Origin of the sequence: Falsochrobactrum shanghaiense, assembly GCF_003149535.1 — a bacterium.
Lineage (GTDB): Bacteria > Pseudomonadota > Alphaproteobacteria > Rhizobiales > Rhizobiaceae > Brucella > Brucella shanghaiense.
In genome coordinates, this window is the sequence record NZ_QGDB01000002.1 from 568,215 (window position 1) to 581,611 (window position 13,397).

The window sequence follows — 13,397 nt, forward strand, 5'->3', positions numbered from 1 at the left end:
CTATGATGACAATTTAGCTGCTTTGATGGCGGCATATTTCTCGCGCAGGATTTTCGCGCGGCCTTCCTTACTTTCCTGTCGCGCACGCCCCAGCGCCAGCGCATCGGCCGGCACATTGGCGGTAATCACGCTGCCGGAAGCCACATAAGCATTATCGCCAATCTCGACCGGAGCTACCAGTGAACTGTTGGAGCCGATAAAGGCGTTCTCGCCAATCACCGTCTTGTGCTTGTTATAGCCGTCATAATTGCAGGTGATCGTGCCTGCGCCGATATTGCTCGACGCGCCGATAGTGGCATCACCAATATAGGTGAGGTGATTGATCTTCGCGCCCTTGCCGACCTTGGCATTCTTGACTTCGCAGAAATTGCCAACCTTGGATTTTTCGGCCAGATCAGCACCCGGACGCAACCTTGCGAACGGTCCGATTTCAGCATTCTTACCGATATACGCACCTTCAATATGCGAGAAAGCGTGAATGACCGCACCCGATGCTACATGCGCGCCGGGGCCGAAAAACACATTCGGCTCGATAACGACATCGGCCTCGATCAGCGTGTCATGGCAGAAAAATACCGTTTCAGGCGCAATCATCGTGACGCCCGCAAGCATCATTTCGCGGCGCTTGCGGTTCTGCCAGATGGCTTCTGCTTCGGCCAGTTCGGCGCGATTATTGATGCCGATGACATTATCGAGCGGCACTTCAATCGCCGTCACCTTCAGCCCCTTCGCATGGGCAATGGCCACAATGTCGGTGAGGTAATATTCGCCCTTGGCGTTATCGTTTCCGACCGCGTCAAGCAGCGCCAGCGCATGCTGCCCACGCACCGCCATCAGCCCGCCATTGCAGAAACCGATCTTCTTCTGATCTTCCGTCGCTTCTTTTTCCTCGACGATTGCGACCAGTCGGCCATTTTCCTCGATCAGACGGCCATAGCCATGGGGATTGTCCGGGCGAAAGCCGATGACGACCACGTCGGCGCCATCGGCAAGCTTCGCGCGCGCCGCCTGCAAAGATTGCGCCTCGATGAGCGGCGTGTCGCCAAAGACGATCAGCAGATCGTCATAGCCGCGCTCGATGGCTTCGCGCGCAGCCAGAACCGCATGGGCGGTGCCGAGGCGCTCTTTCTGCTCGAAGGAAGAAACTTCTCCGGCAATTTTCTCGACCGCCCCGCGCACTTCATCGGCACCACGCCCGACGACCAGCGCGACATCGCTTTGTCCTGTCCCCTGCACCGCCTTGACGACATGACAAACCAGCGGCAGTCCGGCCACGCGATGGAGCACTTTCGGCAGGTTCGATTTCATGCGTGTGCCTTCGCCAGCGGCAAGCACGATGGAAAGGCAGGTACGGTCAGTCATCATATCGTCCGTAATTATTGAAGCGCTTATCCGCCCATAGCATCAAAGCGTATATGGAAACTTACAATTGGTCAGCCGAGCCTGCCCAGGGCAGGGAACGTCTCAAGCAGCCAGAACGAAAAGGATTGCATGCCGCCGGTAAGAAACAAGACGCCTGCAACAATGAGAAGTCCGCCCATGGCTTTCTCTACCTTGCCCAGATGAACCCGAAAACGGGACAGGAAGCGCATGAATGCACCCGAAAAAAGAGCGGCGATCAAAAACGGAATGCCAAGCCCCAGCGAGTAGACCGCCAGCAGCGATGCGCCCTCGCCCACGGTGCTGCTGCCGCCTGCAAGTGTCAGGATCGGCCCCAGAACCGGCCCGATGCAGGGTGTCCAGCCGAAGGCGAAAGCAAGGCCCATGACATAGGCCCCCAGTGGCGAAGCGGGCGCATTACGCGCCTGAAAACGCGCCTCGCGCGAAAGGAATGAAAACCGCAAAAGCCCGAGAAAATTCAGCCCCATCAAAATGATGACAATGCCCGCGACGATGGCGATTTCCTGCTGCCACATGCGCAAAAATGCACCGATTGACGAGGCGCCTGCCCCAAGCGCCACGAAAACCGTCGTAAATCCGAGCACGAAAGAAATTGCGGCAAACGCCAGCGAGCGTCGCTGCCTTGGCGCAGCAGCGATACCCGCCGGGCTGTTGCCCCGGAAGTCTTCGACGCTGACACCCGCCATATAGCAAAGATAGGGCGGCACCAGCGGAAGCACGCAGGGCGAAAGAAACGAAAGCGCACCCGCACCGGCAGCCGTCAAATAGGAAACACTGAGCACCAAAACCTCATTCAAAAAATCGAAGTTGCGCGGAGCCACGCATATCATCTTTTTTACGCATTATCCGGACGCAAAACCGCTACGCGCTTTTGCTGGAAATGCTTGTATAGCGCAACTTCGACTTTACTTTGAACATTTTCAATGCGGCATCTCGTTCATGGGCCAGCTATTCAGGACGAAACCACCTGCAATGTGCGCTTTCCTGCCGTAAGCGCGCTGACGGATGCAACCAGCGCATGGCGGTCAATCCGGAAATGGCGATAAAGATCGCCGATGGTTCCAGTCTGGCCGAAATGCTCGACGCCATGCGGGATCGTGCGATGCCCCGCCACGGCACCAAGCCATGAAAGTGTTGCCGGATGCCCGTCGATTACGGTGACGATGGAGCAATGGTTGGGCAGCGGGTCGAGCAGGGTTTCGATATGGCTTTTTGCAGAGGAATTGCCGCGCGCGCGCTCACGCTGCGCCGCCGTCCAGCCTGCATTGAGGCGGTCTGCAGAAGTTACCGCCAGAACGCCAATGTCACGCCTGAATTCCCCAATCATTCCGGCTGCGGCAATGGCTTCATCGGCGACTGCACCCTGATAGGCGATCACCACCGAGCAATTGGGGCCGGGCTTGCGCAGCCAGTAAGCGCCGTCGATGGCACCCTGCCGGAAGTCGTCGTCCGCGCGCTTCACCGGCTGTTCGAGCGGCTTGGTGCTCAGGCGCAGATAGACCGATCCGCCGGTTTCGTCGCGCAGCCATGTGCGCTCGTCGGGATCGCCTTCGCCGTCGCGCTGCATATAATCGAATGCCCATTGCATGATGACCGCAAGCTCGTCGGCAAAGGCAGGCTCGAACGCCGCCAGCCCATCCTGACTCATGCCGATCAGCGGCGTGCCGATGGATTGGTGCGCGCCGCCTTCGGGCGCAAGCGTCACCCCGGAGGGCGTGCCGACGATCATGAAACGCGCATCCTGATAGCAGGCATAATTGAGCGCATCGAGGCCGCGGCTGACAAAGGGATCATAGACCGTGCCGATAGGAATCAGCCGCTTGCCAAACAGCGAATGGCTCAGACCCGCAGCTCCCAGCAGCAAAAAGAGGTTCATTTCGGCAATGCCAAGCTCGATATGCTGTCCCTTGGGCGTAAATTCCCATTTCGCCGTCGAGGGGATGCGGTGCTCGATAAAAGCATCGGCCATCGCCTCCCGGGCAAAAAGCTTGCGCCGGTTGACCCATGGTCCCAGATTGGTGGTTCCGGTCACATCGGGCGAAGTCGTCATGATGCGATCCGCCAGTTCGCCGCCGCCCTTGGCCAGATCATCGAGAATCTTGCCGAAAGCCGTCTGGGTGGAGACTTCGCGCGCGCTGTCGATCTCGATCTGCGGAACCGCGAGGTCCGCATCGTGATAGCGACGTTTTCCGCGCGCAAAAAACGGCACGTCACGCAAAAATGCCTTGAGCGCCGCCGCATCGGGGACATTGGCGAAATGCTCCCATTCCTCGCCCTCTTTGATGCCCATATGAGCCTGCCATTCGGCGAACTGCTTCGTGTTCATCAGCCCGCCATGATTGTCCTTATGACCTGCAATCGGCGTTCCCCAACCCTTGATCGTATAGGCAAGGAAACAGGTGGGGCGGTCATGATCGATGGCGGCAAAAACATCCGCCATGGTGGAAACGCAATTGCCGCCAAGATTTTCCATCAGGGCGGAGAGCTCGGCATCGCTGCGACGCTCGATAAGCCGGGACACATCGCCCTGATCGCCAAGATCGTCCATGAGACGCTTGCGCCAGACGGCCCCACCCATGAAGGTCAGCGCCGAGTATTCCTGATTGGGGCACTGGTCGATCCAGTCGCGCAGCTTTTCGCCGCCCGGCTCCTCGAAAGCTGCGTGTTGCAATGCGCCATATTTAACGCGCACCACATCCCAGCCGAAAGCGTCGAAAATCTTTTCGATCCGCGTAAACAGGCCCTCACGGACGATACCATCCAGCGACTGGCGATTATAATCGATAATCCACCAGCAATTGCGCAATCCGTTCTTCCAGCCCTCCTGCAAGGCTTCATAGACATTGCCCTCGTCCAGCTCGGCATCGCCCACCAGCGCGACCATGCGGCCCTGCTCCACATCGCTGCCCCATTGCTTGCTTGCAATGAAATCCTGCACGATCGAAGCGAATGCGGTTACTGCAACGCCAAGCCCGACAGAGCCGGTGGAAAAATCCACATCGTCAATATCCTTGGTGCGGCTCGGATAGCTCTGCACCCCGCCAAGCCCGCGGAAATTCTCCATCTTCTCGCGCGTCTGATTGCCCATCATATATTGCATCGCATGAAAGACCGGAGAAGCATGCGGCTTCACCGCAACCCGGTCCTGCGGGCGCAAAGCTGAGAAATAAAGTGCCGTCATGATCGAGACCATTGACGCCGAACTTGCCTGATGACCGCCGATCTTGATGGCGTCGACCTTCGGGCGAATATGATTGGCGTGATGGATCATCCAGTGAGAAAGCCAGAGGAGCCGTTGTTCGATGGTCTTGAGATGAGAAGAGCTGGTCATGAGCGTTACTTTACGTTCCCGCTTATTTTGCGCAGTTGCAATCCCCATGCAGGGAGACCGGGCCTGAAGGCTCGATTCCCCTGCATGGCTTTCAAGGCAGTTTAGCCCTCGCGATAATAATAGCTATAGCCATTGAGCGCAGGCGCGCCGCCAAGATGAGCATAGAGCACCTTCGACCCTTCCGGGAAAAAGCCCTTATTGGCGAGGTCGATCAGCCCCTGCATCGACTTGCCCTCATAGACCGGATCGGTAATCATCGCTTCGGTGCGCGCGGCAAGGCGGATCGCCTCGTTGGTTTCCTCGGATGGAACGCCATAGGCGGGATAGGCATAATCGGGATTGATATGAATCTCGTCGTCGCTTATTTCGCGGCCAAGCCCTACCAGTTCGGCGGTATTATCGACGATCTGGCGCACCTGCGCGCGCGTCTGCTCGACCGTGCCGGATGCATCGATGCCGATCACCTGCCGCGCGCGGTCCTGCGCGGCAAATCCGACAATCATTCCCGCCTGTGTCGAACCCGTCACCACGCATACGACGATATAGTCGAATTTGAAGCCAAGCTCTTCTTCCTGCTGCGCCACCTCTTCAGCAAAGCCGATATAACCGAGTGCGCCGTATTTGTGCACGGAAGCGCCTGCCGGGATCGCATAGGGTTTTCCGCCCGCATCCTTGACCGACTGGATCGCATCTTCCCAGCTTTTGCGGATACCGATGTCGAAACCGTCCTCGACCAGACGGCTATCCGCACCCATCAGGCGCGTCATCATTATATTGCCGACGCGATCATAGACCGCATCGTAATGCGGAACCCATTTCTCCTGAATGACCACGCATTTCATGCCGATCTTGGCGGCAGTCGCAGCCACCATTCGCGTATGATTGGACTGCACGCCGCCAATCGAAACCAGCGTATCAGCCCCCGAGGCAATGGCGTCGGGCACGATATATTCAAGCTTGCGCAGCTTGTTGCCGCCCATGGCAAGGCCGGAATTGCAATCGTCGCGCTTGGCGTAAATATCGATCTTGCCGCCAAGGGCTTCGCTCAGGCGCGGCAGATGCTCGATAGGCGTGGGGCCGTCGAAGGTCAGCTTATAGCGTTCAAATTTTTCAAGAAGTGATTTGGTCTGCGGCATGGCTTGTCTCCGTTGTTGATGCGCGAAACATAGGCGAAAGCCGCTGAAAGGTGCTCTCTATTTTTATCTAAAAATTTCGTTTATAGATCGTGATATAAATAGTAATCTAAGATTGCTCTCATATTACTCGATGATAATGAAAGATTCTTTCATGCATGAACTTGACCGTATCGACCTGCGAATCCTTCGCGCGCTTCAGGCGGACGGGCGGCTGACCAATGCGGAACTGGCAACCCGCGTTCACATCAGCGCTGCGACCTGTCATCGTCGTACGCAGCGGCTGTTCGAGCAGGGCTATATTTCGGGCGTGCGTGCGCAAATTGCACCCGGCGCGGTCGGGCTGGGCGCATTGGTGATGGTCGGCGTGGTGCTCGACCGCTCGACGCCGGAAAGTTTTGGCGATTTTGAAAATGCGGTGGTGCAGATGAAGGAAGTGCTCGACTGCAATCTGGTGGCCGGGGATTTCGACTATCTGCTCAAGGTGCGCGTGCGCGACATGGCGGACTTCAACGCATTGCACGGCCGGCAACTGATTTCGCTGCCGGGCGTGCGCCAGATCCGCACTTTCTTCGTGATGAAGGAAGTCAAGGACAACCAGCCGCTGGCATTCTAGGCCCCATCAGCCCTTCCCGATCTGCTCCAGATCGTAAGGGGTGGACTGGTACAATTCGTTGATCCAGTTTCCGAAAAGCAGATGCGCATGACCGCGCCAGCGATTTTCCGGTTTGCGGTTCACATCGTCATTGGGGAAATAATTCACTGGCAGCGCTGTATCCGGCTGAAGCTGCATATCGCGGAAATATTCGTCCGCCAGCGATGTCGTGTCATATTCGACATGGTTGAACATATGCAGCGCGCGATGCTCCGGGTCGTCAAGCAGGCAAAGCCCGCTCTCCGCGCTATCGACCAGAATTTTCAACTCGCTCCCGCCCGGAATATCGTTTTCGCGTACTTCCGTCCATCGGGAGACGGGAATCGCAAAATCATCCGAAAAGCCGCGCAGATAGGGCGATGACGGCGCAAGATTGCGCTGGCGGAAAACACCGACCAGTTTTTGCGGAAGCTCATATTTATCCATTCCATGGAAGTGATGAACCGCCGCCTGCGCTGCCCAGCAAATATTGAATGTGCGGTGGACATGGGTTTGCGTCCAGTCGAAAATCCGCTGCATCTCGTCCCAATAGGTGACTTCCTCGAAAGGCAGCCGCTCGACCGGCGCGCCGGTAATCACAAACCCATCAAACCGTTCCTCTTTCACTTCTTCCCATGGACGATAGAAGGAAAGCATATGGTCGGCAGGCGTATGGCGAGCGACGTGATTGGTGATGCGCACCAATGTCAGCTCCAGTTGAAGCGGCGTGGCGCCCAGAAGCCGCGCGATCTGCGTTTCGGTCGTCACCTTGTTGGGCATCAGATTAAGGAGGCCTATTCTCAACGGCCTTATATCCTGACGAATGGCGTCGGCCTCACGCATGACCATGACGCCCTCGGCTTCGAGAACGCTGGTTGCGGGCAGATCGTCAGGAATTTTAATGGGCATTGTCGCGTCAGTCCTTCGTTATGTCAGAGCAGACGCATGTGGCTTGATCCGTTTATTTGCCGGCTGGCCACATCCTTCCTGAAGGAAGTACCACCTTGCCCGGAGAGGCAGGTTGGCGTTGGGCGTCGCCCCAACTCTTGATGTATCGCTACTACTATCCAAATTCACATGCGCTGACAAGTGCTTGCACGTCAGACCGGGCTGACGTGGTGGAATTTTATTCCCACACAGGCCATTGAGCATAGCGGCACATACAATGCCAGCCCCGCAAAGAGAAAACGATGCCTTTTCAATTTGTTTGCGCTCCGAGGCGCGACGGGCCGATTACGGAACGATCCCACGGCCTGCGCGTTTCTCCTCATGGCTCGTCATGTTATAGTGGCGAAAAGGGAGGGAACAAAATGAGCAATATCATATTCTGGATGGCGCTGGTCATTCTGCCGATTCTGGCAGGGAGTGCTTTTGCCTATTTAAGACATTATCGCCATCACGGTGACGATTTCTGATCAAAGCGATTGCATGAAATCAAAAAGCACCACGGCCTGATTGTGCTCTTCATCCTTTGCGCCATAAAGCAGCGTAAGCGTCTTGCCCTTGGCCTTGCTGGCAATTTCGCGCACAGCGGGAAGGTTGCCTTCGATTTCCCTGCGGTATTTTTGCTGGAATTCGTCCCATTTGGCCGGATCGTGATCGAACCATTTGCGCAGCTCGGTGGACGGGGCGACATCCTTGGCCCATAGATCGATAGCCGCCTTTTCCTTGGTCATGCCCCGCGGCCATACCCGATCCACAAGCACACGATAACCATCGCCCGGCGACGGGTCTTCATAAATTCTCTTGAGACGAATTTGCGCCATGGCCAGCCAGTGCTTTCTTCTGCCTGATCAGAATATGGCCTGATTTCATAGCAAGGCAAGACCTATCCTTATGCGGGATGCGTTCCAAGCTATTCGCAAATGCATATCTGCATTGCAGTATCCGGCGTTGCAAGTAGTGCGTACCGCCCCTATCTAGAGGTTGTTCAGTTTTACTCCTCCCAGAAACTGGACATGAAGCGCGATACTCCTCCTCCCTATCGCGCTTTCCAGATCAGCCCGCTGCACACTTCCTCCTCCCGGTGCAGCGGGCGTTCTTTTTTGATGGCTACCGCCCCGATTGCACGCGCATCAAACCCTATATTTCTTCCTGTTTATCCTGTTCATTCCCAAACAAGGACCATGCCGCAATAAACATTGCCGCAATCATTGGTCCCACGACAAATCCGTTAATGCCCACCAGTGATATGCCACCGATTGTTGAAATCAGGATCACATAATCAGGCATGCGCGTGCCTTTGCCCACCAGCGGCGGGCGCAGCAGATTGTCGATCATGCCAATGACCAGCACCCCCATAAGGATCAATATTGTTCCCCGGCCCCATTGACCGCTGAGAATGAACCATGTGGCCGCAGGCGCCCAGACCAGTGCCGCGCCGACGGCAGGCAGCATGGAACAAAACGTCATCACCACCCCCCACAGCAACGCAGCTTCTATGCCCAGCAGCCAGAAGGTAACGCCGCCGATCGTCCCCTGTATGACCGCGATGATAATATTGCCCTTGACGGTCGCACGAATGACGGCTGCGAATTTATCGAGGAACTGGCGTGTATAATCATCGCTGAGCGGAATGGTTTTACGGATCGTCGATCCCAGTTCCGCCCCGTCGCGAAACAGGAAGAAAAGCAGGTAGATCATGATGCCGAAGCTGATCAGGAATTGCGCGGTATTTTGCCCGAAGCTTACCAGACGGCTTGCAAAAAGCTGGCTGGCCTGCAAGGCGGCCGATGAAATACGCGAGCGCCACTCGGCAAAGCTGCCCAGTTCGAAACGCATCAGCCATTCTTCCAGTGAATCGGGCAAGGCAGCCGTGATGCGTGAAATATAACTGTTCAGATCAAATTCCCGCGTGCTGAGACGTTGATAAAGGGAATTGCCTTCCTGAACCAGCGAGCCGAAAATCAAAAGCATCGGAATAATGACGAGACAAATGCACATCAATACCGACAACATTGCCGCGATATTGCGCCGGCCACGCAGCATGCGCACCAGCCATTGCTGCACGGGATAGAAAATTATAGCGAGAATGATCCCCCATAAAACAGCCGAGTAATAGGGAATGAGCAGCCACGCGAAGGCTATGGTAACCAGAGTCAGGAGAATGTAAAAGCTTGCGCGCTCAACGGACATGGCATCTCATGAGTTATAGTGAGGCACTCAAGCCTCACCCTGCCCCGGATTCGTTTCGCATTCAATAACCCGATTTATGCCTTTGGGTCCATCAGGGGATGACTTGCTCGTTTGCGGCGTCCTGAAAAGGGCTTTGGCATCGCATCCAGCAAAGCTTGCGTATAAGCATGTCGCGGATGATCGAACACTTCGTGGGTCGGCCCCTCCTCCACGATGTGCCCCTGATAAAGAACAGCCACACGGTCAGTAATTGCCCGCACCACACCAAGGTCATGGCTGATAAAAAGATAGGACAGGCCGAATTTTTCCTGCAAGTCCATCATCAGGTTCAAAACCTGCGCCTGAATGGAAACATCGAGCGCGGAAACAGGCTCGTCGGCGACGATCAGCGCGGGTCGCGTGATCAATGCACGCGCAATCGCGATACGCTGACGCTGACCCCCGGAAAATTCATGCGGATATTTTTCCGCAGACGCAACTGGCAGGCCAACGGCTTCCAGAACTTCGATCACACGCTTGTCGCGTTCGCTGGCGCTTGTGGCGCGCTCCAGCGAGGTGATCGGTTCGGCAATGATGCGCCTGACCGTGTGCCGCGGATCGAGCGAACCGTAAGGATCCTGAAAAATTGCCTGAAAGCCCTTGCGCGCCTCGCGCAAGCCTGCCCTGTCGAGGGCATAAATATCCTGCCCATTGATCACAACCTGCCCCGATTGCGGCCTTTCAAGCCCCATTATGGTGCGCGCCAGCGTGGATTTTCCCGAACCGCTCTCACCAACGATGCCAAGGCTTTGTCCCGCTTCGATCTCGATGCTGATGCCATCAAGCACGCGCAGCCTTTTTGGCCTTGAAAGCAGCGATGCGCGCGCCAGATCATATTCGCAAACCACATTTCGCACCTGTAAAATGGCTGGCCTCATAAAATGACCTCGCCATCCTGCGGATGAAAACAGGCAGCCCGATGCGGGTGTCCGTTTCCGCTATCGAGCATATCGAGCGGCGGTATTGCCTGACGGCAATCATTCTGCACGAATGCGCAGCGCTCGGCAAAGCTGCAATAAGGCGGGCGCTCCAGCGGATCGGGAACCGCGCCCGGAATAGAAGCCAGGCGCTGGCGATGGCCTGAACGACTGGAAGCCAGTGCCGCAATATGCGGCGAGGCTGCAAACAAGCCGCGCGCATATGGATGCGCCATACGGCGAAAAACGGCCTCGGTAGAGCCTGTTTCGACAATGCGGCCTGCATACATGACGGCGATACGGTCAGTCATTTCGGACACCACGCCAAGATCGTGGGTGATGAGCATCAGCGCCATTCCCGTTTCATCGACCAGTTCATCGATCAGATCGAGTATCTGCGCCTGCACGGTCACATCAAGCGCCGTGGTCGGCTCGTCGGCTATCAGCAGGCCCGGCTCGCAAGCGATGGCAATCGCGATCATGACACGCTGGCGCTGTCCGCCCGAAAGCTGATGGGGGTAAAGATCGAGGCTGAAACGCGGTGCGGACAAACCCACCCGGTCAAGCAAGGCGCGGGCCTTGCGCTCCGCATCGGCACGGTTTTCTCCTAGATGCAGCCTGCGGCCTTCGGCAATCTGCGCACCGATGGGCTTGATGGGATTAAGCGCCGTCATCGGTTCCTGAAAGATCATCGCCATGCGTCGTCCCCGCATCCTGCATAATTGCCTTTCGGGCATCGCGGCAATATCCTCGTCCGCAAGGCGCAACATGCCGCGAAGTCGCATCCGGTCGGGCAGCAATCCCATTGCCGCAAGCGCCATGACGGTCTTGCCGCTGCCAGATTCGCCCACGATGCCAAGGCGTTCACCGCGATCAAGCGTCAGCGTGATGTCGGCGAGAATTTCCGCCGTCTCAAAACCGAGCGGCAGTTCAACGAACATCTGCGTCATTTCAAGCAAGGGTGCGCTCATCTGCGTCTCCTGACGCGCGGATCGAGCACATCGCGCAAGCCGTCACCCAGCATGTTCAGGCCGAGAACCGCCAGCGTGATGGCAATACCGGGGAAGATCGCAAGCCACGGCGCCTGATATATGAATGTCTGCGCATCATTGAGCATCTTGCCCCAGCTTGGCATTGGCGGCTGTGTCCCCAGTCCGACATAGGAAAGCCCCGCTTCGGCGACAATCGCCAGCGCAAACTGGATCGTTGCCTGGACGATGAGCACATGATTGATATTGGGCAATATATGCAACAGCGCGATCGAAATATCGCCCCGCCCCGCACATCGCGCGGCCTGCACATATTCGCGCTTCCACAAGCCAAGTGACGCACCGCGCGTCAGCCGTGCAAAAACCGGTATGTTGAAAATGCCGATGGCGATCATCGCATTCACCGCGCCGGGGCCGAATATGGCGGTAATGATGACGGCGGTAAGAAGTGCTGGAAATGCGAAGGCCAGATCGGTCATACGCATGACAATGCCATCGTCCAGCCCGCCGCGTGCTGAAGCAAAGACGCCCAGCGGAATGCCTATTCCCGCGCCCACAAGCACGGCAATAAGCGACACGGCGATGGAATTGCGCGCGCCAGCCATGATCATCGAAAAGACGTCGCGTCCGTAATTATCGGTCCCGAAGAAATGTGTGACACTAGGCCCCTGCAATTTGTCGCGGAAATTCATCGCCGTCGGAGAAAACGGCGTCCAGACAAAGGAACCGAGCGCCATGACCACGAAGATCATGGTTATGGCAAGGCCCGCACACAGGCTGCGGCTCATCAGGAGTGTTTTCAAAAGACCCGGCTTTGGCAGCAACTGCGTGACGCTCATCGGCTGCTCCCGCCTGAAAGGCGCGGATCGATGAGGCCATAGAGCAGATCAACGAGAAAATTGACCGCGATCACCGCTGCGGCCAGCAGCGTCACCAGCGATTGCACCGTGACCAGATCGCGCTGCGCGATTGCCTGAAACACCAGCCGCCCAAGACCGGGGAGATTGAAGACATTCTCGATGATGATGGTTCCCGCAAGCAAAAACGAGAATTGCAGCCCAATGATCGTTACAATCGGAATCAGCGCATTGGGCACCGCATGGCGCCAGAGCGCAGCCTGCTGCGTCAGCCCCTTGGCGCGCGCGGTGCGGATGAAATCCTCCCCCAGTGTCTCGATGACCGCCGAACGCGTAATTCGGGCGAGAATGGCTGCAAGAGGCAAGGCCAGCGCCAATGCGGGCAAGAACAATGAACGAATGCCGTTCCAGAAGCCATTTTCCCAACCTGCAAAACCCGAGGCCGGGAACCAGCCAAGCTGCAATGCGAAAAAAAGAATAAGCAGCAGCCCGAGCCAGAAATTCGGAATCGCTATTCCCACCTGTGCCATGCCCATGGAAAGCACATCGCCTGCCTGCCCGCGGCGGGCTGCCGCGTAAACGCCAATCGGAATGGCGACCAGAATAGAGATCGCCATCGATAAAAGGGCCAGCGGCAGCGTGACCATGATACGCGGCCCCAGCAACTCGCGGATCGGTACGGAATAGGTATAGCTGGTGCCAAAATCCCCGACAAAAAAGCCGCCGATCCAGTGCAGATAGCGCCACCAGAGCGGTTGATCGAGGCCAAGCTGCTTATGCAATGCGGCCAGCGTTTCAGGCTGCGCATTGATCCCGAGGATCACCGCTGCCGGATCGCCGGGCAAAACCTGCATCAGCAAAAAGACGACGATGGAGGCCGCAAGCGTCGTCAGCAGGAGCGAAACCACTCGCCCGGCTATGTAAAGCAGCATAACGTCCTCCCTGAATGGATCCGCCCTCC

Annotated in this window: 12 protein-coding genes and 1 riboswitch; of the genes, 1 reads left to right on the top strand and 11 read right to left on the bottom strand. The window is 56.9% G+C overall.

What is annotated here, in order from left to right; translation table 11 throughout:
• The 4 genes from glmU to DKP76_RS06505 all read right to left on the bottom strand — a co-directional run bounded on the left by glmU (window position 1) and on the right by DKP76_RS06505 (window position 5,868).
• Window positions 1-1,362 carry a bifunctional UDP-N-acetylglucosamine diphosphorylase/glucosamine-1-phosphate N-acetyltransferase GlmU gene (gene glmU / locus DKP76_RS06490; RefSeq protein ID WP_109705874.1) on the bottom strand — a complete coding sequence of 454 codons (1,362 nt, stop codon included), beginning with the start codon at window positions 1,360-1,362 and terminating at the stop codon, window positions 1-3.
• Between the two features lie 71 nt (window positions 1,363-1,433).
• Window positions 1,434-2,183, bottom strand: a complete 750-nt coding sequence (locus tag DKP76_RS06495; RefSeq protein WP_109705875.1) for a cytochrome c biogenesis CcdA family protein — start codon at window positions 2,181-2,183, stop codon at window positions 1,434-1,436.
• A gap of 170 nt (window positions 2,184-2,353) precedes the next feature.
• Window positions 2,354-4,732: a 1-deoxy-D-xylulose-5-phosphate synthase N-terminal domain-containing protein gene (locus DKP76_RS06500; protein WP_109705876.1), complete on the bottom strand. Its 2,379-nt coding sequence runs from the start codon at window positions 4,730-4,732 to the stop codon at window positions 2,354-2,356.
• Window positions 4,733-4,833: 101 nt separating this feature from the next.
• Window positions 4,834-5,868, bottom strand: coding sequence for a 1-aminocyclopropane-1-carboxylate deaminase (locus DKP76_RS06505; RefSeq protein ID WP_109705619.1), 1,035 nt, complete (start codon window positions 5,866-5,868; stop codon window positions 4,834-4,836).
• A gap of 151 nt (window positions 5,869-6,019) precedes the next feature.
• Between DKP76_RS06505 and DKP76_RS06510 the strand changes: the two genes are divergently transcribed.
• Complete coding sequence (locus DKP76_RS06510; RefSeq protein ID WP_425349369.1) at window positions 6,020-6,481, top strand: Lrp/AsnC family transcriptional regulator; 462 nt, start codon at window positions 6,020-6,022, stop codon at window positions 6,479-6,481.
• Window positions 6,482-6,487: 6 nt separating this feature from the next.
• Here DKP76_RS06510 and DKP76_RS06515 read toward each other — a convergent pair whose 3' ends face one another.
• From DKP76_RS06515 to DKP76_RS06550, 7 genes are all read right to left on the bottom strand, one after another.
• Window positions 6,488-7,408 carry a homoserine O-succinyltransferase gene (locus tag DKP76_RS06515; RefSeq protein WP_109705621.1) on the bottom strand — a complete coding sequence of 307 codons (921 nt, stop codon included), beginning with the start codon at window positions 7,406-7,408 and terminating at the stop codon, window positions 6,488-6,490.
• 42 nt (window positions 7,409-7,450) lie between these two features.
• Window positions 7,451-7,557, bottom strand: a riboswitch (SAM-I-IV-variant riboswitch).
• Window positions 7,558-7,914: 357 nt separating this feature from the next.
• A complete protein-coding gene (locus DKP76_RS06525; RefSeq protein WP_109705623.1) occupies window positions 7,915-8,265 on the bottom strand; it encodes a DUF488 domain-containing protein in 351 nt (116 codons plus the stop codon).
• Window positions 8,266-8,581: 316 nt separating this feature from the next.
• On the bottom strand, window positions 8,582-9,634 hold the full coding sequence (locus DKP76_RS06530; protein ID WP_109705624.1) for an AI-2E family transporter: 1,053 nt from the start codon (window positions 9,632-9,634) through the stop codon (window positions 8,582-8,584).
• A 74-nt stretch (window positions 9,635-9,708) separates the two neighbouring features.
• On the bottom strand, window positions 9,709-10,551 hold the full coding sequence (locus DKP76_RS06535; protein ID WP_109705625.1) for an ATP-binding cassette domain-containing protein: 843 nt from the start codon (window positions 10,549-10,551) through the stop codon (window positions 9,709-9,711).
• The gene (locus DKP76_RS06540) at window positions 10,548-11,561 is read right to left on the bottom strand and encodes an ABC transporter ATP-binding protein (RefSeq protein WP_109705626.1); all 1,014 of its coding nucleotides are present in this window, start codon (window positions 11,559-11,561) and stop codon (window positions 10,548-10,550) included. Before DKP76_RS06540 ends, DKP76_RS06535 begins: the two co-directional genes overlap by 4 nt.
• Window positions 11,558-12,418 carry an ABC transporter permease gene (locus DKP76_RS06545; RefSeq protein ID WP_109705627.1) on the bottom strand — a complete coding sequence of 287 codons (861 nt, stop codon included), beginning with the start codon at window positions 12,416-12,418 and terminating at the stop codon, window positions 11,558-11,560. The genes DKP76_RS06540 and DKP76_RS06545 overlap by 4 nt, the downstream gene beginning before the upstream one ends.
• Window positions 12,415-13,368: an ABC transporter permease gene (locus tag DKP76_RS06550; protein ID WP_109705628.1), complete on the bottom strand. Its 954-nt coding sequence runs from the start codon at window positions 13,366-13,368 to the stop codon at window positions 12,415-12,417. The genes DKP76_RS06545 and DKP76_RS06550 overlap by 4 nt, the downstream gene beginning before the upstream one ends.
• Between the last annotated feature and the right edge of the window lie 29 nt (window positions 13,369-13,397).